20 protein-coding genes are annotated in these 19714 nt (G+C 71.2%); 10 read left to right on the top strand and 10 right to left on the bottom strand.

Annotation, left to right across the window (positions count from 1 at the left end):
- Positions 1–41: 41 nt before the first annotated feature.
- Together ACNNMR_RS02680 and ACNNMR_RS02675 are read right to left on the bottom strand one after the other, a co-directional pair.
- Entirely contained in the window at positions 42–998 is a 957-nt protein-coding gene (locus tag ACNNMR_RS02680) for an acyl-CoA dehydrogenase family protein (RefSeq protein ID WP_419992854.1), read from the bottom strand.
- Positions 998–2167 (bottom strand): acyl-CoA dehydrogenase family protein, encoded by a 1170-nt coding sequence (locus ACNNMR_RS02675; RefSeq protein WP_419992853.1) that lies wholly within the window; start codon positions 2165–2167, stop codon positions 998–1000. The genes ACNNMR_RS02680 and ACNNMR_RS02675 overlap by 1 nt, the downstream gene beginning before the upstream one ends.
- Positions 2168–2224: 57 nt before the next feature.
- Here ACNNMR_RS02675 and ACNNMR_RS02670 point away from each other — a divergent pair, with 57 nt between their 5' ends.
- From ACNNMR_RS02670 to ACNNMR_RS02660, 3 genes are read left to right on the top strand one after another with little or no spacing between them, the layout of a single operon-like run.
- On the top strand, positions 2225–3010 hold the full coding sequence (locus tag ACNNMR_RS02670) for an SDR family oxidoreductase (protein WP_419992852.1): 786 nt from the start codon (positions 2225–2227) through the stop codon (positions 3008–3010).
- Between the two features lie 39 nt (positions 3011–3049).
- Complete coding sequence (locus ACNNMR_RS02665; protein WP_420000242.1) at positions 3050–3640, top strand: TetR/AcrR family transcriptional regulator; 591 nt, start codon at positions 3050–3052, stop codon at positions 3638–3640.
- A gap of 24 nt (positions 3641–3664) precedes the next feature.
- Positions 3665–4822 carry an acetyl-CoA C-acetyltransferase gene (locus ACNNMR_RS02660; RefSeq protein WP_419992851.1) on the top strand — a complete coding sequence of 386 codons (1158 nt, stop codon included), beginning with the start codon at positions 3665–3667 and terminating at the stop codon, positions 4820–4822.
- Here ACNNMR_RS02660 and ACNNMR_RS02655 read toward each other — a convergent pair.
- Together ACNNMR_RS02655 and ACNNMR_RS02650 are read right to left on the bottom strand one after the other, a co-directional pair.
- Positions 4806–6587, bottom strand: coding sequence for an exo-alpha-sialidase (locus ACNNMR_RS02655; RefSeq protein ID WP_419992850.1), 1782 nt, complete (start codon positions 6585–6587; stop codon positions 4806–4808). The genes ACNNMR_RS02660 and ACNNMR_RS02655 overlap by 17 nt on opposite strands.
- A gap of 90 nt (positions 6588–6677) precedes the next feature.
- On the bottom strand, positions 6678–8003 hold the full coding sequence (locus ACNNMR_RS02650) for a deoxyguanosinetriphosphate triphosphohydrolase family protein (protein ID WP_419992849.1): 1326 nt from the start codon (positions 8001–8003) through the stop codon (positions 6678–6680).
- Positions 8004–8071: 68 nt separating this feature from the next.
- Here ACNNMR_RS02650 and ACNNMR_RS02645 point away from each other — a divergent pair, with 68 nt between their 5' ends.
- A complete protein-coding gene (locus tag ACNNMR_RS02645; RefSeq protein ID WP_419992848.1) occupies positions 8072–8857 on the top strand; it encodes an SDR family oxidoreductase in 786 nt (261 codons plus the stop codon).
- Here the strand turns inward: ACNNMR_RS02645 and ACNNMR_RS02640 are convergent.
- Genes ACNNMR_RS02640 through ACNNMR_RS02625 form a run of 4 tightly spaced genes read right to left on the bottom strand, consistent with a single transcriptional unit; the run spans position 8844 to position 12250 of the window.
- Positions 8844–9902, bottom strand: a complete 1059-nt coding sequence (locus ACNNMR_RS02640; protein ID WP_420000241.1) for an NAD(P)H-dependent flavin oxidoreductase — start codon at positions 9900–9902, stop codon at positions 8844–8846. The two genes, ACNNMR_RS02645 and ACNNMR_RS02640, sit on opposite strands and share 14 nt — an antisense overlap.
- Before the next feature lie 10 nt (positions 9903–9912).
- Positions 9913–10656 carry a CoA-transferase subunit beta gene (locus tag ACNNMR_RS02635; protein ID WP_419992847.1) on the bottom strand — a complete coding sequence of 248 codons (744 nt, stop codon included), beginning with the start codon at positions 10654–10656 and terminating at the stop codon, positions 9913–9915.
- Positions 10653–11504 (bottom strand): CoA transferase subunit A, encoded by an 852-nt coding sequence (locus ACNNMR_RS02630; protein WP_419992846.1) that lies wholly within the window; start codon positions 11502–11504, stop codon positions 10653–10655. The genes ACNNMR_RS02635 and ACNNMR_RS02630 overlap by 4 nt, the downstream gene beginning before the upstream one ends.
- The gene (locus tag ACNNMR_RS02625; RefSeq protein WP_419992845.1) at positions 11501–12250 is read right to left on the bottom strand and encodes an enoyl-CoA hydratase family protein; all 750 of its coding nucleotides are present in this window, start codon (positions 12248–12250) and stop codon (positions 11501–11503) included. Before ACNNMR_RS02625 ends, ACNNMR_RS02630 begins: the two co-directional genes overlap by 4 nt.
- Before the next feature lie 55 nt (positions 12251–12305).
- Here ACNNMR_RS02625 and ACNNMR_RS02620 point away from each other — a divergent pair, with 55 nt between their 5' ends.
- From ACNNMR_RS02620 to ACNNMR_RS02610, 3 genes are all read left to right on the top strand, one after another.
- A complete protein-coding gene (locus ACNNMR_RS02620) occupies positions 12306–13058 on the top strand; it encodes an SDR family oxidoreductase (protein WP_419992844.1) in 753 nt (250 codons plus the stop codon).
- Between the two features lies 1 nt (position 13059).
- The gene (locus ACNNMR_RS02615) at positions 13060–13977 is read left to right on the top strand and encodes an SDR family oxidoreductase (protein ID WP_419992843.1); all 918 of its coding nucleotides are present in this window, start codon (positions 13060–13062) and stop codon (positions 13975–13977) included.
- A 139-nt stretch (positions 13978–14116) separates the two neighbouring features.
- On the top strand, positions 14117–15325 hold the full coding sequence (locus ACNNMR_RS02610; protein WP_419992842.1) for a cytochrome P450 family protein: 1209 nt from the start codon (positions 14117–14119) through the stop codon (positions 15323–15325).
- A 168-nt stretch (positions 15326–15493) separates the two neighbouring features.
- Here the strand turns inward: ACNNMR_RS02610 and ACNNMR_RS02605 are convergent, their stop codons facing one another.
- A complete protein-coding gene (locus ACNNMR_RS02605) occupies positions 15494–16093 on the bottom strand; it encodes a ScbR family autoregulator-binding transcription factor (protein WP_420000240.1) in 600 nt (199 codons plus the stop codon).
- Positions 16094–16386: 293 nt separating this feature from the next.
- Here ACNNMR_RS02605 and ACNNMR_RS02600 point away from each other — a divergent pair, with 293 nt between their 5' ends.
- The 3 genes from ACNNMR_RS02600 to ACNNMR_RS02590 all read left to right on the top strand — a co-directional run bounded on the left by ACNNMR_RS02600 (position 16387) and on the right by ACNNMR_RS02590 (position 18949).
- Positions 16387–17403 carry a ScbA/BarX family gamma-butyrolactone biosynthesis protein gene (locus ACNNMR_RS02600; RefSeq protein ID WP_419992841.1) on the top strand — a complete coding sequence of 339 codons (1017 nt, stop codon included), beginning with the start codon at positions 16387–16389 and terminating at the stop codon, positions 17401–17403.
- 22 nt (positions 17404–17425) lie between these two features.
- On the top strand, positions 17426–18112 hold the full coding sequence (locus ACNNMR_RS02595) for an HAD family phosphatase (protein ID WP_419992840.1): 687 nt from the start codon (positions 17426–17428) through the stop codon (positions 18110–18112).
- Between the two features lie 84 nt (positions 18113–18196).
- The gene (locus tag ACNNMR_RS02590; RefSeq protein WP_419992839.1) at positions 18197–18949 is read left to right on the top strand and encodes an SDR family NAD(P)-dependent oxidoreductase; all 753 of its coding nucleotides are present in this window, start codon (positions 18197–18199) and stop codon (positions 18947–18949) included.
- On the opposite strand, the gene ACNNMR_RS02585 is transcribed toward ACNNMR_RS02590, so the two are convergent.
- Positions 18943–19557, bottom strand: a complete 615-nt coding sequence (locus ACNNMR_RS02585) for a TetR family transcriptional regulator (protein ID WP_419992838.1) — start codon at positions 19555–19557, stop codon at positions 18943–18945. The two genes, ACNNMR_RS02590 and ACNNMR_RS02585, sit on opposite strands and share 7 nt — an antisense overlap.
- Positions 19558–19714: the final 157 nt, after the last annotated feature.

Here is a 19714-nt window from a genome sequence, read left to right as displayed (position 1 = left end):
GAAACATCGGAGGTGCGTCAAGGAGGGTTGCAGGAGGCCCGTCAGGAACCCGCCACCACCGCGCGGCAGCGCGCCGGGGTGCCCCAGGCGTCGCGGAGCGCGCGGGCCTTGCGGATCCACAGCGAGAGGTCGAGCTCCTCCGTGTAGCCGATCGCCCCGTGCACCTGCAGCGCGGTCCGGGCCGCGGCATAACAGGCCTCGCCCGCCGCCGCCTTCGCCGCCGCCAGGTCGGCCGCCGTCATCGTCACCGCGGCGCCGTAGACGAGCGGCTGCGCGAACTCCAGGGCGATCAGGGTGTCCGCGAGCCGATGCTTGATCGCCTGGAAAGATCCGATCTCAATGCCGAACTGCCGGCGCTCCTTTGCGTACGCGACGGTCTGCGTGAGCAGCGCCCGGCCGAGGCCGAGCGCCTGCGCGGCGGCGGCGAGGCGGGCGAGATCCGCCGCTGGCGCGTACGCCGCCGTCACCGCCGGGCCGTCGGCGGGCACCGCGCCGCCGCGCGGGTGCGACAGCTGCCGCGCCGGGTCGAGGGTGGGCTGCACGGGACCCGCCCCGTCGGCGAGCCGCAGGGTCTCGCCCTCCACCACGAACACCGCGTCCGCCGCGTCCGCGTCCAGGGCGTACGGACCCTCGGCCAGGGTGGCGATGGCCTTGCCCTCGGCCAGCGGGCTCAGCCAGTCGGCGGCCGGCGCCCCGCCAAGACGGGCCAGCAGCGCCCCCGCCGCGGCCGTTTCGACCAGCGGCCCCGGCACCGCGTGCCGCCCCAGCGCCTCGTACGCCACCGCCAGCTCTACGGGCAGCGGCCCGAGCCCGCCCTGCTCCTCCGGGATCGCGAGCGCGAACACCCCCGCGTCCGCGATCCGCGCCCACAGCGCCCGCCCGGGCCCGAAGTCGCCCGCGGCCCAGGAGCGGGCCACGCCAGGGGTCCCGGCGGCACCGAGCATCTCGTCCAGCGACGTCGCGAACTGCCGCTGCTCGTCGTCCAGCAGAAAGCGCATCAGCGGCGTCCCTTCGGCAGGCCGAGCAGCCGCTCGGCGATGATGTCGCGCTGGATCTCGTTGGTGCCCGCGTAGATGGGCCCGGCGAGGGAGAAGGTGTAGCCCTCCGACCAGGTGCCGTGTGCCGGGGCGTCGTCCGCGCCGTCGGCGAGCTGGCCGTACGGGCCGAGGAGGTCGAGGGCGGTCTCGTGGAGGCGGATGTCGAGTTCGGACCAGAAGACCTTGTTGAGGCTGGACTCGGCGCCGATGGAGCCGCCTTCGGCGAGGCTGGACGCGGCGGCGTGCGTGAAGAGCTCGTACGCCCGCGCGCCGATCAGCGCGTCCGCCACCCGGTCGCGGTACTCCGCCGGGGCGCCCTGGTCCCGCCACAGCGCCTGGAGGCGGGACGCCGACGCCATGAAGCGGCCAGGTGAACGCAGCGTCAGCCCGCGCTCGTTCCCCGCCGTCGACATCGCCACCCGCCAGCCCTGCCCCGGCTCGCCGATAACGTCCGCGTCCGGGACGAAGACGTCGTCGAGGAAGATCTCCGCGAAGGCGGGCTTGCCGTCCAGGCGGCCGATCGGTCGTACGGTCACCCCCTCCGCGTCCAGCGGGAACATCAGATACGTCAGCCCGCGGTGCGGCTTCTCCCGCCCGGCGTCCGGGTCGCTGCGGAAGAGCCCGAAGGCGCGGTCCGCGAAGGGCGCCCGCGACGCCCACGTCTTCTGCCCGCTCAACCGCCAGCCGCCCTCGGCCCGTACGGCCGTCGAGCGCAGGGCGGCCAGGTCGGAGCCCGCGCCCGGCTCCGACCAGGCCTGCGCCCACACCACTTCCCCGGCCGCCATCGGCGGCAGGATCCGGGCGCGCTGCTCGTCGGTGCCGTGCGCGAAGAGGGTCGGGGCGAGGAGGCTGATGCCGTTCTGGCCGACGCGGCCGGGGGCGCCCGCTGCGTAGTACTCCTCCTCGAAGATCAGCCACTCGGTGAGCGAGGCGCCGCGGCCGCCGTACGTCTCCGGCCAGGAGACCACCGACCAGCGGTCGGCGTGCAGGACGCGCTCCCACTCCCGGTGCCGGGCGAAGCCGGCCTCGGTCTCCAGGGAGGGGAGGGGAGTTGCGGGCACGTGTGCGGCGAGCCAGGCGCGGGCCTCGGCCCGGAAGGCGTCCTCGGCGGCCGTGAAGGCGAGGTCCATCGGTCTCCTTCTTCCCGAGCTTCCCTAACAAGTGTTTGGTAGGTTAACGTAGCCGCCATGGAGAGCACGAGCCCCGCGTACGTACCCGGGCACAATCTGCTCGCCGGGCGGAGCGCGGTGATAACCGCCGCCGCCGGCAGCGGCATTGGCGGTGCCACGGCGCGCCGCTTCCTGGAGGAGGGCGCGGATGTGGTCCTCGGGGACGCGCATGCGCGGCGGTTGAAGGAGACCGTGGCGGCGCTGGGCGAGGAGTTCGGCGCCGGGCGGGTCGACGGGCAGGTCTGCGACGTCACCGACGAGGAGCAGGTGACGGCGCTGCTCGGCCTGGCCGAGGAGCGGCACGGCGCGCTCGATATCCTGGTCAACAACGCTGGGCTCGGCGGCACCGCCGACGTCGTCGACATGACCGACGAGCAGTGGACGAAGGTCCTCGACGTCACCCTCAACGGGACCTTCAGGTGCGTACGGGCCGCCCTGCGCCGGATGAAGGACACCGGCGGCGGGGTCATCGTCAATAACGCCTCCGTCATCGGCTGGCGCGCCCAGCGCGGCCAGGCGCACTACGCCGCCGCGAAGGCCGGCGTCATGGCGCTCACCCGCAGCGCCGCCGTGGAGGCCGCCGACTACGGGGTCCGTATCAACGCGGTCGCCCCCAGCCTCGCCATGCACCCGAACCTCGCCAAGGTCACCAGCGACGAGCTGCTGGCCGAGCTGACCTCCCGCGAAGCCTTCGGCCGCGCCGCGGAGCCTTGGGAGGTCGCGAACGTCATCGTCTTCCTGTGCACCGGCTACTCCTCGTACATGACCGGCGAGACCGTCTCCGTCAGCAGCCAGCGGGCGTGAGGTGAGAATGAAGCCGTGCCGAAAAAGACCGAGAAGAACATGGTGAGCGCCTCGCCCGAGCGCCGGGCCGAGCTGCTCGCGACGGCGGCGGAGGTATTCGCCGCGCAGGGCTACAACGCCACCACCGTACGCAAGATCGCGGACGCCGCCGGCATGCTCGCGGGCAGCCTCTACTACCACTTCGACTCCAAAGAGTCGATGATCGACGAGATCCTCTCGACCTTCCTCGACGAGCTGTGGGCCGGCTACGACGCCGTGCTCGCGAGCGGGCTCGGGCCGCGGGAGACGATCGAGGGGCTCGTCACGGAGTCGTTCAAGCAGATCGACCGGCACCGCCCGGCGGTCGCCGTGTACCAGAAGGAGTCCCGGCACCTCTCCGTGCAGCCGCGCTTCTCCTATCTGGGCGATCTCCAGCAGCGCTTCGAGAAGGCCTGGCTGGGCACGCTCGAGCGCGGCGTCGAGGAGGGCGTCTTCCGGTCCGACCTGGATCCCCGGCTGACGTACCGCTTTGTGCGCGACACCGTGTGGGTGGCGGCGAACTGGTACCGGCCGGGCGGGCGGCACAGCCCGGAGGAGATCGCGCGGCAGTACCTGTCGATGGTGCTGGACGGGATCGGCGTACGCACATAAGGCACGTCTGACAAGGGAGTTCCCATGGCCGAGGCCTACATAGTCGAAGCGGTACGCACCCCTGTGGGGAAGAAGAAGGGCGGCCTCGCCGCCGTCCACCCGGCGGACCTGGGCGCGCATGTGCTGAAGGCCCTGGTCGAGCGGACCGGCGTCGACCCGGCCGCGGTCGAGGACGTCGTCTTCGGCTGCTTGGACACGGTCGGCCCGCAGGCGGGCGACATCGCCCGTACGGCATGGCTGGCCGCCGGCCTCCCCGAGGAGGTGCCCGGCACCACCGTGGACCGGCAGTGCGGCTCGTCCCAGCAGGCCGTGCACTTCGCCGCGCAGGGCGTGCTCTCGGGCACGCAGGACCTCGTCGTCGCGGGCGGCGTGCAGAACATGTCGATGGTCCCGATCGCCTTCGCCTCCCGGCAGGCGGCCGAGCCGCTGGGCCTGACCGAGGGTCCGTTCGCGGGCAGCGAGGGCTGGAAGGCGCGGTACGGCGACAAGCCGGTGAACCAGTTCTACGGGGCCGAGCTGATCGCCAAGAAGTGGGGGATCTCCCGCCTCGACATGGAGGAGTTCGCGCTGCGCTCGCACCAGCGGGCGACCCGCGCCATAGACGAGGGCCGCTTCGACCGCGAGTTGGTGTCGTACGGCGATGTCACGCAGGACGAGGGCCCGCGCCGCGACACGACCTTGGACAAGATGGCGGGCCTGAAGCCCGTGATGCCCGAGGGCTCGATCACCGCCGCCTGCTCCTCCCAGGTCTCCGACGGCGCGGCGGCCCTGCTGCTCGCCTCCGAGCAGGCCGTACGGGAGCACAAGCTGACGCCGCGCGCCCGCGTGCACCACCTTTCCGTACGCGGTGAGGACCCGATCAAGATGCTGACGGCGCCGATCCCGGCGACGGCGTACGCGCTCAAGAAGTCCGGCATGTCGATTGGAGACATGGACCTGGTCGAGATCAACGAGGCCTTCGCCCCGGTGGTGCTCGCCTGGCTGAAGGAGACCGGCGCCGACCCGGAGAAGGTCAACGTCAACGGCGGTGCGATCTCCCTCGGCCACCCGCTCGGTGCCACCGGCGCCCGCCTGATGACCACGCTCCTGCACGAACTGGAGCGCACCGGCGGCCGCTACGGCCTGCAGACGATGTGCGAAGGCGGCGGGCAGGCGAACGTCACCATCATCGAGCGGCTGTGACCGTATCGAGCGGCAGGCGGAGCCGGAGGCCGTCGGGCACGGCGGCGTTGGCGGTGCGGATGCTGCTCAGCTCGGAGTTCGACAGCGCCCGACCGTAGACCCGCAGATCGTCCAGGTAGCCGTGGAAGCGGTCCCGGCCGGCCACGCTCTGCCCGAAGTGGATGCCGTCGATGCCGAACTCCCTGCCGATCGTCACCGACCCCGGCGGCGCCGCGACGCTCACCGCGGTGCCGTCGACGGCGAGGGTGAGCGTGCCGCCGGCGCGCCGCAGGCTGAAGAAGTGGAAGGCATTGTCGTTGTACGCCGCGGCGGTGCGCACCTCCGCGTCGTCCTGCTCGGTCTGCAGGTAGCCGCGGATGCGGCGGTCCGCGGGCTCGGCGCGCAGCCAGATCTGCGGCTCGACGATGCCGGTGCCGTGCCGGTACGCCCAGACGATGGCGTGCCGGCCGGTGGTGCGCCCGTACTTGAACCACCCTGTCCAAGTGAAGTCGCCGCCGCCGAGGTCGAGGGAGTCGTGGTACGGCACCTCCACGCGGGCGTCGATGTGGTCGTCGGCGTTGTCGAGGAAGAGGGCCTTGCCGTAGCGGCCGGTGCGCAGGGTGGCGTGGCCGCGGACGTAGGCGGGGTGGCCGTGGCCGGAGGTGTCCGGGGTGGTCGGCCCGGGCGCGGGTGGGGGCGGGAAGCCGGGCGGGGTGCCGTTCGGCTGCTCCAGGTAGGCGTCGTTGAAGCGGGCGAAGCGGATGCCCTCGTACGCGGATGCCGTGCCGCCTTCGTAGAGCAGCCCGACGCGGCCGTCGCCGAGGTCGGTGAGGGACGAGTAGGCGGCGAGACCCCAGTTGATGATCCGGCCGTCCTGCCAGGACTCCCAGGTCGCCCCGTCGTCGGCGGAGGCACGTACGGACATCGCCTCGCGCTCCACCGGATGGGCCGGGCAGGACAGCAGCACGCGGTCGCCGTGATTCACGGTCGAGCCCTGCACGACCGGGCTGGAGACGGACGGGTCGGTACGGAACGGGGCGTCGAAGCTCTCGCCGCCGTCGCTGCTGGTGGCGAAGGCGCGGTTGCCGCCGTCCGTGCCGCGCTCGTCGCGCGCCTGGATGCCGAGCACGCCGCCGGGCTTTTCGAAGAGGCTCAGCTCCTGCGGCTTGACGGTGAGGTCCGAGCGGTTGTCCTCGGCGCCGAGCCGCCAGGTGACGCCTTCGTCGTCGGAGAGCAGGAGATGCGCGCCCTGGGTACCGTCGGTGCCCTCGTGGTTGCCGCCGACGAGCAGCCGGCCGGTGTGCGGTCCCGAGGTCAGTTCGAGGCCGTGGTTGGGGCCGGTGGCGTACCAGCGGTTCCAGCCGGGTCTGGAGAGGGTGGCCCCGAGGTTCTGCGGCTCCGACCAGGTGAGGCCGTGGTCGGTGGAAACCTGCAGGTACGGGGTGCGTCTGGTGTCGTCCGCGCCGGGATTGTGGGTGGAGAAGAGGCAGATGCGGCCGCTGGCCGCGTGCACGACCGGCGCCGGGTTGCCGCGGGTGTCGCCGCCGCCCGGCAGCACCACCTGCAGTGCCGACCAGGAGCGGCCGTCGTCGCCGGAGCGGCGCAGCACGATGTCGATGTCGCCGTCGTCCCCGCAGTCCCGCACCCGCCCCTCGGCGAAGGCCAGCAGGCTGCCGTCCTGGGCGCGCACCAGGGCGGGGATCCGGAAGCAGCTGTAGCCGCCCGTCCCGGCCGCGAAGATCACCGTCTCGCTGAACTCCGGCGCCGCGGCCGCTTCTCGGGGCATCCCTGCACTCGCAATCTGGAGGTCGGACGTCCCACGTAACCTAGGGTCACTGCACCGGGAGCCGGTAGACCGGATTGAGCCACCGCGCCCTCAGAGCCACACGTTGTCGCTGACCGAGCCGAGGCCGGCGCCCGACAGGCGGCGGTGCAGCGCGATGGCCTGATCCTCCGTCAGCGAGGAGATGTGGTCGGCGGCCGCCCGCAGCGGGTCGCCGTGGAGCTCGAGCTCCTCGGCGCGGTCGGCGGGCAGCAGGGACGGGGACTCGTGGGTCCAGCGGAGCAGTTCGGAGACGATGCGGCGCTTGCCGTGCTGCTGGGTGGCCAGGGCCGGGCGGTCGATGACGTAGCACCAGACCAGCTCCTTGAGCAGTTCGCAGGCGGCGCGGCGCTCGGCGGGGACGACGAGGCGGGCGCCGTAGCGGATGGCGGCCGTGCCGCCGATCTCCAGCTCTATGTCGCGGGTGAAGTGGTCGATGAGCTTGGCGGTGCGGGCGTTGACGGCGACGTCGTCCTCGTGGCGGCCGCCGTAGGGCTCGGCGATCGACAAGGCCTTTGCGATGTCGGAGAGCAGGCCGGCGGCCTCGGCCCGGTCGAATCCGGCGCGGGCGCGGTGCCGCTTGGCGGCCACGTAATCGAGGAAGCGCCGCGTCTCGCGCTCCGTGTCGGCGCCCGCGGACCCCGGCGGCGGGAACAGGGCGGCCAGGGGGATCAGCCCGGTGCGGTAGAAGTCCTCCACGTCATGGCAGGCGTACGTGACGTCGTCCGCCCAGTCCATCAGCTGCTCCTCGACCGGCACCGCATCGTCGCGGCGGCCTGCCCGCACCCATGCGAACGCCTGCCGGTCGACCGCGTAGACACCCCACTTCGCGTGCCGCGCGGCGGAGACATCGCGCGGGGCGCGCTCCCACGGGTACTTCGTGGCCGCGTCCAGGCAGGCCCGGGACAGGTGCAGGCCGCGATGGCCCGGGTACTTGTGCGCGGCGAGGAAGGTGAGGATGCGCAGGGTCTGCGCATTGCCCTCGAAGCTGTCCAGGACGCCGTCCCCGGCGTGCAGCTCGTCCATGGTCGTGCGCAGCGCCGTCTCGCCCGCGTGCCCGAACGGCGGATGCCCGATGTCGTGCGCCATGCACGCCGCCTCCACCAGCGCCGGATTCGGCCCGCCGTAGCGCCGCTCCAGCCGCTCGGCCATCCGCCGCCCCAGCTGCGCCACCTTCATCGAGTGGGTGAGCCGGGTGTGATACGCGCCGAGCTCCCCGCTCGCGACGACCTGGCTCTTGCCCGCGAGGGCCCGCCACTGCGTCGAATACGCGATCCGGTCCACGTCGTGCTCGAACCCGGACCGCTGGCCGTCGTCGGCGACCCGCCGCTGGAGGGAGTGCTGTTCGAGGTCCGCATCCGTGTAGTGGGCAGGTCGCATGGACCGGATGCTACCCGTAGCGTCATCCGTGCCGCGCTTGCGGCGTTGTAGCTGAAGAAGGGTGTTCCATGGATCTGCAGCTTTCCGGCAAGACGGCCGTCGTCACCGGTGCCGGCCGAGGCATCGGTCTCGCGGTCGCCCAGGCGCTGGCTGCCGAGGGGGTGCGCGTGCTCGGCGCGGCCCGTAATCCGACGCCGGAGCTGGAGACGGCCGCGACGGCGATACCGGCCGACCTGTCCACGCGCGAGGGCGCCGAAGCCGTCGTCGACGCGGCGCTGGCGGAGCTGGGCGGCATCGACATCCTGGTGAACAACGTCGGCGCCGGAGACGCCGACTCCTTCGCGCTCGGCGGGTTCCTGGACGCGGACGAAGAGCAGTGGCGGCGGCTGCTCGACCTCAACCTCTACAGCGCGGTCCGGACGACCCGCGCCGCCCTGCCGAGCATCATCGAGCGCCGCGGCGCGATCGTGAACGTCTCCTCCGTCAACTCCCGCACCCCGGCGACAGGACCGGTCGGCTACAGCGAGGCCAAGGCCGCCCTGACCGCGCTGAGCAAGCGGCTGAGCGAGGAGTTCGGGCCGAAGGGGGTACGGGTGAACACCGTCACTCCTGGCGTCGTCGGCAGCTCGCTGTGGCGTGGCGCGGACAGTTACGGGGCGCGGGTTGCCGCCGCCAACGGAGTCCCGCACGAGGAGTTCCTGGCGGCGATCCCGCAGCAGTTCCAGATGGCCTCCCCGCGCATCACGGAGCCCGAGGAAGTCGCCGCGCTCGTCACCTTCCTCGTCTCCGGCGCCGCGACCAACATCCTGGGCGCCGACATGCTGATCGACGGGGGCCTCATCAAGACTTGCTGACCGGGGCGGGCAGCGTGTCCAGCACCTCCTCCGCCTGGGCGATGAGGCCCTCGATCAGCTCCGCGCAGCTCGGCAGGTCGTCGATCAGTCCGGCGACCTGCCCGGAGGCCATGACGCCGAGGTCGGTACGGCCGTCGACCATGGCGGACTTCAGCAGCATCGGCGTATTCGCGGCGAGCAGGACCTGGCTCCATGTCAGGTCCTTGCCGTGTTTCATGGCCAGGCCGTCGCGGACCAGTTGCGGCCACGACGTGCCGGTCAGGCGGCGGAAGCGGGCCGCGCTGCGGACTGCGGTCAGCAAGGAGCGGGTGCGGCCCGAGCGCTCCAGGGTGCTGACCAGGTCGCTGCGCAGCATCCGGTGCGGCATTCCGTCCACCGCCGTGGTGACCGTCACGTCGCCGACCGCTGCCGCCAGATAGCGGGCTTTGACCGCGTCCGGGACGGTCGAGTCCGACGTGAGCAGGAAGCGCGTCCCCATGCCGATCCCCGCCGCCCCGTACGCCAGCGCCGCGACCAGGCCGCGGCCGTCGTAGAAGCCGCCCGCCGCGATGACCGGGATGTCGACGGCGTCGACGACCTGGGGGAGGAGCACGGTCGTCGCGACGGCGCCCGTGTGGCCGCCGCCCTCGCCGCCTTGTACGAGGACGGCGTCCGCGCCCCAGGCCGCCACCTTCTCGGCGTGCCGGCGGGCGCCGATCGACGGGATGACGACGACGTCCGCGTCCTTGAGCTCGGCGATCAGCTCCTTCGACGGCGCGAGGGCGAAGGAGGCGACCCGTACGCCCTCCTCCACGATGATCCGCACCCGCTCGCGTGCGTCACCCGCGTCGGCGCGCAGGTTGACCCCGAAGGGCGCTTCCGTACGGGACTTGACCTCCCGCACGGCGGCGCGCAGCTCCTCGACGGTCATCGTTGCGGAGGCGAGGATGCCGAGCGCCCCGGCGTTCGCGGTCGCGGAGACCAGGCGCGGGCCCGCGACCCAGCCCATGCCCGTCTGCACGATGGGGTGGCGGACGCCGGTGAGGCGGGTGAGCGCTGTTTCCATCATGACTCCATCAGGACGGCACCTCGCGGTCGCGGCCGCCCTTCGGGTCGAGGACGTCGCGGATCAGGCGGAGTTCGTCGGCGGTGGGCTCGCGGGTGTACGGGATGTCGTCGCCGATCGCGAGCTCGAAGCCGGTGGCCGCCCGCACCTCGTCGGCCGTAACGCCGGGGTGGAGCGATGCCAGGCGCATGGATCGGTCGGGGGTCTCGAAGTCGAGGACGCCGAGGTTCGTCACCACCGCCGGGATGCGGTGGAAGCGGGTCGCGGAGGGGCCCGCGGCGGCGGCGTTGTCGTAGCCGACGCCGCTGACCATGTCGACCTTCTCCACGAAGACCCGGGTCGAGTGCCGGGCGACGAAGTAGCTGACCGGGTGGTTGAGCGTATTCATGGGCGCGCCGCGGACGCCGAGGAGCTGGCGCTTGGGCTGCTGCCAGTCGCCGATGCAGGAGATGTTCTGGTTGCCGAAGCGGTCCAGCTGGCTCGCGCCCATCATCTGCTGCCGCTTGCCGCCGGTGGCCAGAGCGAGGTGCTGGCGGTACGGGAGCCAGCCCTCGACCGTGCCGTCGGTGCCGACCAGCATCGCCTCGCCGTCAGTGAGCAGCAGGTCCGGCGCGCAGGTGCGCTTGGCGAGGCGGGCGCCGAGGAGCGGGATGAGGCCGCCCATGGGGCTGGCGAGGACTTCGCCGGCGCCGCGCCAGGTGTCGGCGCAGGCGGTCACGCAGTATTCGGCGCGGGTGGCGGTCGTGGTCTTCATGAGCGCGTCTCCTCGTGCCAGGCCTGGACCGCGGCGTGATAGTCCTGCTCGCCCCCGGCGAGGAAGCGTGCGGCGAACTCGGGCCAGGGCGTCGTCGCGTAATGCTTCTGAAAGGCCTCGTCGCGGTCGTGGTCCGGCGGGCAGTAGGTGAAGTGCGCGCCGCCGGGCGTCTCCACGACGCCGGTGACGGTGTGCCGCTTGATCAGCAGCGTCTGCGGGGCGGCGCTCTTGGTGAGCTCGGCGGTCTCCACCACCTGCTCGCAGCTGACGTACGCCTCGTCGGCCGCCTCGCAGAAGAGGTCGTCGAAGTACGGGTCGGGGCCCAGGTACTGGCCGTTCCCCAGCCGGTCGGCCCGGTTCACGTGCACCAGCGCGGCGTCCAGGCGCAGCGCGGGCATCGCCACGAACTCCTCGCCGTCCTCGTACGGCGAACGCACCGTCTTGAGCTCCGGGTTCACCCGCATCACATCGGAGCCGATCCCCGCCCGCACCGGCAGGAACGGCAGCCGGTTCGCCGCGGCGTGCAGGCCCCACATGAACATCGCCTCGTCGACCTCGCTGAACTCGAAGGCGCCGCGCTCGCGGGCGGCGCGGAAGTTCGGCTCCAGCGGGATCGAATCGAGCGTCGCGAAGGGGGCGATCAGCTTACGGATCCGGCCCTCGGCGGCGAGCATGCCGACGTCCGGGCCGCCGTACGAGACGACCGTGAGGTCGGTCAGCCGGGACCGCAGGATCGCCCGTACCAGCGCCATCGGCTTGCGCCGGGAGCCCCAGCCGCCGATGCCGAGCGTCATGCCGCTGCGCAGCCGCGCGACGACCTCGTCCGGCGTCATCGTTTTGTCCGTCACGCCTTGTCCTCCTTGCCGAAGGTGTTACGAACCCGGTCCGCCGTCCCGGCCAGCGCGGCCTCGAAGGTGAAGCCCTGCTCGAAGCGGTAGCTGCGGCGCACGTCCACCGGGTCGATGCCGTTGATCGCGGCCTTGGCGAGGCGGATGAGGTGGGGGTCCTTGGCGGCGATCTCGCGGGCCAGCTCCAGGGCGGCCTTTTCGAGGTCGCCGCGTGGTACTACCTGCCAGACCGAGCCGTGGGCGTGCAGCTCGGCCGCGCCGATGGTGCGCGAGGTGAAGTAGAGCGCGCGCATCACGTGCGGCGGCACCAGGCGGGCCAGGTGGGTGGCCGCGCCCAGCGCGCCCCGGTCGAGCTCGGGCAGGCCGAAGGTGGCGTCGTCGCTCGCCACGATCGCGTCGGCGTTGCCGACGAGGCCGATGCCGCCGCCGAGGCAGTGGCCCTGCACGGCGGCGACCACCGGCACCTCGCACTCGTAGACGGCGGCGAAGGCCTCCGCGCAGCCGCGGTTGACGGCGATGAGCGCGTCGTGGCCCGGGTCGCGCTGCAACTCCTTGATGTCCACGCCCGCGTTGAAGCCGCGCCCGGACGCGGCGAGGACGACGCAGCGGACTTCCCGGTCGCGGCCCGCGGCGCGGATGGCGTCTGACAGGTCGTACCAGCCCTGTACGGGCAGCGCGTTGACGGGTGGGAAGTCGGCGGTGACGACGCGGACGCCGTTCTCCGGTGCGGAGGTGGAGACACCCATACGAGGATCAGCTACCTTTCCACCAAACGTTTGTTAGGTGGGAAGGTAGCAGCGGATGGAGATGGACGGGAAGGTCGCGGTCGTCACCGGCGGCACGCGCGGCGTCGGGGCCGGCATCGCCCGCGCCTTCGCCGACGCGGGGGCCCGCGTGGTCACTTGCGCCCGCCGACCGCCGGAACAGGAGGTCAAGGGGATCGAGTACGTACCCCTCGACCTGCGCGAACCCGAGGCGGTCCAGGGATTCTTCGACGAGGTGGCGGACCGCTGCGGCGGCCTGGACGTGCTGGTGAACAACGCGGGCGGGGCCCCGTACCGGCTGCTCTCCGACGCCCCGGCGGCGAAGCACGCCCGCGTCCTGGAGCTCAACCTGACCACGCCGCTGACGGCTTCACTCGCCGCGTATCCCCATCTGCGCGCCGCCCGCGGCTCGGTGGTGATGATCGGCAGCGTCAGCGGCGGGCGGCCCTCGCCCGGCACGGCGGCGTACGGCGCGGCGAAGGCCGGCCTGGAGAACCTGGCCGCGTCGATGGCGGTGGAGTGGGCGCCGGACGTACGGGTGAACACCCTGGTCCTCGGCATGGTCCGGACGGAGCTGTCCCATCTGCACTACGGCGACGCGGAGGGGGTGGCGGCGGTCGGCCGGACGGTGCCGCTCGGCCGCCTCGCGGAGCCTCAGGAGGTGGGGGACGCGGCGGTCTTCCTGGCCTCGGAGCGGGCGGCGTACATCAGCGGCGCCTCCCTGCACGTCCACGGCGGCGGCGAGCGACCGGCCTTTCTCGACGCGGCAACGGCGAACAAGGAGCGGTGACATGACGGACGGAATCTGCGGCGGACGCGTCGTGGCGGTAACGGGCGCGGGCCGCGGCCTCGGCCGGGCGCACGCGCTCGCCTTCGCGGCCGAGGGCGCGCGCGTGGTGGTGAACGACCTCGGCGTAGGCCTCGACGGCACGCCCGGCGGTGCGGGCAGCCCGGCGGCGGAGGTGGCGGCGGAGATACGGGCCGCGGGCGGCGAGGCGGCGGTGCACGCCGGGGACATCGCCACGGCCGAGGGCGCCGCGGCCCTGGTGAGCACGGCGCTGGAGGCCTTCGGCCGCCTCGACACCCTGGTCAACAACGCGGGCTTCCTGCGCGACCGGATGCTGGTGAACCTCGACGAGGACGACTGGGACGCGGTCATGCGCGTCCACCTCAAGGGCCACTTCCTGCCGCTGAAGCACGCGGCGGCTCACTGGCGCGCGGAGGCGAAGGCGGGCCGTACGGTCGCCGCCCGGGTGGTCAACACCAGCTCCGGCGCCGGGCTGCTCGGCAGCGTCGGGCAGGGCAACTACTCGGCCGCGAAGGCCGGAATCCTCGGCCTCACCGCCGTCGCCGCGGCCGAGATGGGGCGGTACGGGGTCCAGGTGAATGCCATCGCGCCCGCGGCCCGTACGCGGATGACGGAGGACGTCTTCGCGCAGACGATGGCGGCGCCGGGGGAGGGGGAATTCGACGCGATGGCGCCGGAGAATGTCTCCCCGCTGGTGGTCTGGCTCGGCTCGGAGGCGAGCGCGGGCGTCACCGGGCGGGTCTTCGAGGCGGAGGCGGGGCGGATCACCGTCATGGAGGGCTGGCGCCCCGGCCCGACCGCCGACAAGGGCGCCCGGTGGTCGCCGCGCGAGGCGGGCGAGGCCGCGCAGAAGCTGCTGGCCGAGGCGGAGCCGCCGGGGGCGGTGTACGGGGCGCAGTAGTGCCCGTCATTCCATGCCCGTCCAGTACTGCGCGGGGTAGACGTGGCGCAGGGGGGTGAAGGAGGTGAAGCACCGTGTCAGGATGCCGTGGGCGAGAGCGGTCGGGTCACATTCCAGTCGGTCTATCGAAGGAGCCAAGGTGGCGGATTCCCGGTTTCTCGATTTGCTGCAGGCAAGCCCGGACTTCATCCGCAACCCCTATCCGGCCTATGCGGAGCTCCGTGCGCAGGGGCCGGCGCACCGCGTGCGGCCGCCCGCGCGGGAGGACTCCTGGCTGGTCGTGGGGCATACCGCGTGCCGGGATGCGCTGGCCGACCCCCGGTTCAGCCGGGACTGGCACCGCAACGGTCAGATAGGGCGGATCATCCAGGCCGATGAGGACAACGCGGCGCTCACCCACATGCTGCTGAGGGATCCGCCCGATCACACCCGGCTCCGCAAGCTGGTGGCCAAGGAGTTCAGCATGCGCCGGGTGGACGAACTGCGGCCGCGCATCCAGCAGCTCACCGACGAACTGCTCGACGCCATGCTTGATTCACCAACCCGGCAGGCAGACCTCATCGCCAGCTTTGCCCTGCCCTTACCGCTGCGCGTCATCTGCGAGCTGCTCGGGATACCGGCGGCCGATCAGCCGGCCTTCAGCGGCTGGTCCAACGAGATTGTGGCGCGCACCTCTCCCGAGGCTGAGCAGCGTACCTACGCCGAACTCACCCCGTACCTGGCCGGATTGATCGCCGCCAAGCGGAACGACCCGGGTGACGACTTGATCAGCGCGCTGATCCACACCGTCGATGACGATGACGGCAGGCTCACCGAGGCCGAACTCATCGGCACCTGCATGGTGCTCGTGGTCGCCGGGCACGAGACCACGGTCAACCTGATCGGCAATGGCGTACGGGCGCTGCTCGCCCATCCCGGCCAACTGGCGCTGCTCCGCTCGGATCTGGACGGGCTGCTCCCCGGCGCGATCGAGGAGATGCTGCGCTACGACGGCCCGGTCGAGACCTCCACCCCGCGCCTGACCCGGGAACCCGTCGAGGTCTCCGGCTGCGTGATCCCGGCCGGCGAGACGGTCCGGATGGGGCTCGCCAGCGCCGGCCGGGACCCGGACCGCTTCGCGGACCCCGACCGCTTCGACATCACCCGCAATGCCCGCGGTCACATGGCGTTCGGGCACGGAATCCACTACTGCCTGGGCGCTCCGCTGGCCCGCCTGGAGTCGCAGATCGCACTGCGCGCCTTGCTGGAAAGGTGCCCGCAGCTCACCGCCGTGGTGCCGGAGGAGGAGCTGCCGTGGGTCGAGGGGTTCCTGGTCAGAGGGGTGCGGAGCCTCCCGGTGCGGTGGTGATGCCGCACCGAGCAAAAAACCGGTCGGCCGCTTTCTGCCCGTTGCGGTGACGACCGTGGCCGACTGGCCCAGCGCCCGCTCATCGCATCGCAGTTGGTAGGCAAAGCGCCCGTAAAATACCGGAGGAACGGTTTGTTGCGCAGGGGGAGCCAACCAGCCCCGAAGTGATCAAGGGAGCTGGAGCGTCCACTTCGACTGCGTGAGTACTTGCGTGATCGTGGCCGGCACGGCCACACCAGGAAGCAGGTAACGCCACATGCGCTCCACCCAGGAGGGAAGATCTTGTCGCCGGCTGGTGACGGCGGCGTACATCTGCATTCCCGTGCAGGCTTCGAGTACGAGTTCCGCCAGCTCCCGTGGCACGACCCCGGGCTGCAGTTCCCCTGCCTGCTGAGCCTCCGTCAGGGAATCACTCAGGATGGCGACCCAGGATTCATACGGTGAGATCTCGCGGACCTGGTAGGTGCCGCGCTCGCTCGTCAGACGGACACCGGCACGCAGCAGGGGATCGACCTGAAGCTGATGCGCCCAGACGATGGTGGCGTCGATCACCCGCTGCAGGCGCCGCGACTCCAGCTGCGGGAGGACCGTGCGCGGTTGGGCCGCCATCACCGCATCGGCAAGAGACTCCTTCGACTTGAAGTGGAAGTAGACGGCCCCGGGGGTGGTCCCGGCCCGCTCCACGATCTTGGCGATGCTCGATCCGCTGTAACCGAGCTCATCGAAGACTTCGGCCGCAGCAAGCACGATGGCCTCTCGTGTCTGCATGGCCCGGGCCTGTTTCAATACGCGAGCCGTCACAGGTCCCTCCATTCAAAAACAGAACGACCGCTATCATTCCATCCCCGAGTGACCCCTGCCAAGCCCCTGGCAGCCACTGACAACTGGCCAACGCCGCATTGGGCGATGGGTGAATTGCAGCTGCGTATGCGGAACCTGCAGGTCCGATCGCAGGTCTTAGGGATCATGTCAAGACACTCGACACGCAAACAGAGTGTCCTTTATTTTTTACGCCAGCACCTTGCGCTCCATCGGATCCGTCCTCTCACACGGGAGAGATCATGCTGAGTTCCGCTGAACGCGCTCTTCAGGTCCCACTGTCCGGCCTCACCACCACCGTCCCCAGGGAGTACGTCCATCGTGCCGCAGTCGCCGAGGTCTTCTTGACCAGCTGGCATCAGACCGGGCCTGATGCCTTCACCGTCACCGCGCAGTGGCCGCGCAGCCACAGCTTCTACGGAGCGCGCCGCGCCACGTACGACCCGCTGATGCTGTGTGAAACGATCCGGCAGGCGCCGGCGCTGCTGATGCACGCCGCCTACCGCATCCCGTCCGGGTACCAGATGATCTGGACGCACTTCCGGCTCACCGTCAATCCGCGGGGTCTGCGCGTCGAACGCTCGCCCGCGGAGCTGCGGATGCACGTCACCTGCTCCGAGATGCGTCGGATACGTGACCTGCCGGCCGTCGTCACCATGGACTTCGAGGTCATGCGTGGCGCGGAGTTGCTCGCCGTGGCCTCCACTCGCTTCTCCTGCCACTCCCCAGCTGTCTACCGCCGGATGCGCGGGGAGCGGGGTGACACGGCGAAGGTCTTCGCCGCGGCGCCGGCCCCGGCGCCTCCTGTGCCGCCGAGCACCGTGGGGCGCCTGGTCTCCGAGGATGTCGTCCTGTCGCATCCCACCGCGGCCGGCCCCGGGCAGTGGCAGTTGCGGCTGGACACCAGCCACCCAGTCCTGTTCGATCACTCGGTCGATCATGTGCCGGGCATGGTGCTGCTGGAGGCGATACGGCAAGTGGTGCACGTCCTTCACCCTGGCGATGACATGTGCATGCTCACGGGGATGGATGTCGCGTTTCACCGCTACGTGGAGTTCGACTCCCCTTGCGCTGTCACGGCGGAGCCGGCGCAGCCCGGTTGCGTCGACCCCCAGGGCAGGATCCGCATCCAGGGCGTGCAGGGTGAGGCGATCGCCTTCACCGCGACCGCGGAGGTGAGCAGCGCGCTGCCCGAGGCACCGGTGGAGGAGCCCGCGGTGTGCGCTTCCACAGCGCCGGTTCCGGACCGGACCGCGTAGCTCCCGCTGCAGAGGAGGGGCCATGTCCGCCCAGCTGCACCATCTGCGTGCGGCAGCCGTCAACATCGATGGCGTGCTGCTGACCGACAGTTTCAGCCCTGTGATCCATCAGTTTGTGGTCAGCCGCGGAGGCGAGTACACCCAGGCGGTCGAGCAGAGCGTCTTCTCGAGGACGCCCGAGACGGCCGCTCGTGCGCTGGCCCGGGCTGCCGGTGTCGCCATGGAGACGGGCGAAGTGCTTCAGACGTACTTCGCCGAGCGCGAGAAGTACCTGATCGACCACCCGGTGCGGCAGCTGCCCGGAGCCCGCGAGCTCCTGATCCGCCTGCGCGCGCTGGGGCTGGAGGTGGTCTGCTACGGCGGTCTGAGCCGTGACCACTTCTCCCGTTACCTTGAGGACTGCGCCGGCCTGTTCACGACCGGCTACATCTGCACGGCCGAGTTCCGGCCCGGCATGCGAGAGATCACCACCGAGTTGGGCCTCCGCTACGACCAGATGCTGTTCATCGACGACGTCGCGCAGGTGGCCGAAGAGGCCAAGAGGCTCGGTGCGGCCTTCATCGGGCATCCCAGCGATTTCGTCCACGGATTCCAGCGTCAGCTGATGGCCGCATGCGGCGTCCGGTACCTGGTCGATCGGCTGGAGGACATCGATGAGTCCCTGCTGCACCGAATCGATGCTGAGATGGCGGCCGCCGCCTTCGGGTGACCGCGCCGCGGGTTGCACACAGTAGACGGCACCTGGGGAGGAAACGCAGTGGCACAGGCCCTAGCGGGGGAAAAGGGGACGGGCATGGTCAGCGGGCGGGTGATCATGATCACGGGGGCCTCGAGCGGCATCGGTGCCGCCGCGGCCCGGCTGTTCGCGGCGGAGGGCGCGTCCGTGGTGCTCATGGCGCGACGCGAGGAGGCCCTCCGTAACGTCGCCAGGGAGATCACCGAGGCCGGCGGCATCGCGGTCTGCGCACCGGGCGATGTCGTCCGGTCGGTGGACGTCAGGCAGGCAGTGCAGACAGCGATGACGGCCTTCGGCAGGCTGGACTGCGCCTTCAACAACGCCGGGTGGGGCACGGTCGGCCACCCGCTGCATGAGGTGGATGACGAGATCTACGACCAGATCATGGACGTCAATCTGCGCGGCGTGTGGAATTGCATGCGCGCACAACTCCCGCCCATGCTCGAAACAGGTGTCGGTGCCATCGTGAACACAGCAAGCGTTGCCGGTGTCAGGGCCACCCGCGCCTCGGCGCCGTACATCGCGGCCAAGCATGCCGTCATCGGCCTGACCCGGGCAGCGGCCGCCGACTACGGGCAGCTGGGAATCCGGGTCAATGCGCTGGTAGTGGGCAGTACGCGCACGGAACTGCTGGACCATGCCATTGAGGTCTCGCCCGGCGGTCAGGCGGCACCCGCCGGACTCTCGGCGCAGCAGCGGATGGCATCTCCGGATGAGATCGCCCAGGCGGCGGCCTGGCTCTGCAGTGGACGCTCCTCGTTCGTCACCGGAACCGCGCTTGCCGTGGACGGAGGACGGACAGCTCAGTGAGCGGGCTCCGGCGGCTCTGCCGCCGGAGCGATTCCCTCGAGAACCAGGTGCCAGCTGCGTCGGAGCCGGGCGACGGCGCTGTTGTAGTCGGACGTCGCCGTCGTGCCGTCGCTCCGCACGTACAACTCGGATCCGCCGACCAGCAGTCGGACGAGCTCGGTCAAGTCGTCCGGCGGCGTATGACTGCTCAGTTGACCGCTCTCGTGTGCCTGGCTGGCCAGGCTGTTCGCCAGTGGCAGCCACACTTCGGCCCACTGGGTGGCGCTGTGCCGCTCCCGGGACAGGCCCACCGCGCAGCGTACGAGCGCGTCCTCCTCGAGCAGCCGGGTGAGCTCCAGGGTCAGCTCGATCGTGCGCTGGAGCGGCGAGGTCGGCTGGTGGGCGATCCGCTCGACCGCCGCCCTTGCCGTGGACCAGCCTTCCTCCGCGACCGCGTCGGCGAGCTCGGCCTTGTTCGGGAAGTGGAAGGTCAGCGCCCCCATCGAGATGCCCGCGGCCAGGGAGATCTGAGCCAGCGACGCGCCGTGGTAGCCATCCCGGTTGAATTCCACGGCAGCCGCATCGATCAGCGTTCTGCGAGTGCGCACCGCGCGGTTTTGCCTGGCCATGTCCTCCGTGGCTCCCTGTCGACGGTCCTACCCCCACGGCCAGCCTTGCCTTCTGGTCGCGTCGCGGCAAGATCAAGTTGCCTGAGTTGCAACGTCGTTCAGGCTTACCGCTCGGCTCTTCAGCCAACTTCCCGAAGTGGGACGCAAGTCGTGAACG

It is taken from the genome of Streptomyces boninensis, assembly GCF_048572725.1.
GTDB lineage: Bacteria > Actinomycetota > Actinomycetes > Streptomycetales > Streptomycetaceae > Streptomyces > Streptomyces boninensis.
The sequence above is the reverse complement of the archived record's forward strand: the minus strand, read 5'-3'. Positions and strand labels throughout refer to the sequence as shown.

Coding starts and splice junctions, on each gene's coding strand:
- ACNNMR_RS02680 (WP_419992854.1), bottom strand. CDS start 998: ATGCGCTTTCTGCTGGACGACGAGCAGCGGCAGTTCGCGACGTCGCTG.
- ACNNMR_RS02675 (WP_419992853.1), bottom strand. CDS start 2,167: ATGGACCTCGCCTTCACGGCCGCCGAGGACGCCTTCCGGGCCGAGGCC.
- ACNNMR_RS02670 (WP_419992852.1), top strand. CDS start 2,225: ATGGAGAGCACGAGCCCCGCGTACGTACCCGGGCACAATCTGCTCGCC.
- ACNNMR_RS02665 (WP_420000242.1), top strand. CDS start 3,050: ATGGTGAGCGCCTCGCCCGAGCGCCGGGCCGAGCTGCTCGCGACGGCG.
- ACNNMR_RS02660 (WP_419992851.1), top strand. CDS start 3,665: ATGGCCGAGGCCTACATAGTCGAAGCGGTACGCACCCCTGTGGGGAAG.
- ACNNMR_RS02655 (WP_419992850.1), bottom strand. CDS start 6,587: ATGCCCCGAGAAGCGGCCGCGGCGCCGGAGTTCAGCGAGACGGTGATC.
- ACNNMR_RS02650 (WP_419992849.1), bottom strand. CDS start 8,003: ATGCGACCTGCCCACTACACGGATGCGGACCTCGAACAGCACTCCCTC.
- ACNNMR_RS02645 (WP_419992848.1), top strand. CDS start 8,072: ATGGATCTGCAGCTTTCCGGCAAGACGGCCGTCGTCACCGGTGCCGGC.
- ACNNMR_RS02640 (WP_420000241.1), bottom strand. CDS start 9,902: ATGGAAACAGCGCTCACCCGCCTCACCGGCGTCCGCCACCCCATCGTG.
- ACNNMR_RS02635 (WP_419992847.1), bottom strand. CDS start 10,656: ATGAAGACCACGACCGCCACCCGCGCCGAATACTGCGTGACCGCCTGC.
- ACNNMR_RS02625 (WP_419992845.1), bottom strand. CDS start 12,250: ATGGGTGTCTCCACCTCCGCACCGGAGAACGGCGTCCGCGTCGTCACC.
- ACNNMR_RS02620 (WP_419992844.1), top strand. CDS start 12,306: ATGGAGATGGACGGGAAGGTCGCGGTCGTCACCGGCGGCACGCGCGGC.
- ACNNMR_RS02615 (WP_419992843.1), top strand. CDS start 13,060: ATGACGGACGGAATCTGCGGCGGACGCGTCGTGGCGGTAACGGGCGCG.
- ACNNMR_RS02605 (WP_420000240.1), bottom strand. CDS start 16,093: ATGCAGACACGAGAGGCCATCGTGCTTGCTGCGGCCGAAGTCTTCGAT.
- ACNNMR_RS02600 (WP_419992841.1), top strand. CDS start 16,387: ATGCTGAGTTCCGCTGAACGCGCTCTTCAGGTCCCACTGTCCGGCCTC.
- ACNNMR_RS02595 (WP_419992840.1), top strand. CDS start 17,426: ATGTCCGCCCAGCTGCACCATCTGCGTGCGGCAGCCGTCAACATCGAT.
- ACNNMR_RS02590 (WP_419992839.1), top strand. CDS start 18,197: ATGGTCAGCGGGCGGGTGATCATGATCACGGGGGCCTCGAGCGGCATC.
- ACNNMR_RS02585 (WP_419992838.1), bottom strand. CDS start 19,557: ATGGCCAGGCAAAACCGCGCGGTGCGCACTCGCAGAACGCTGATCGAT.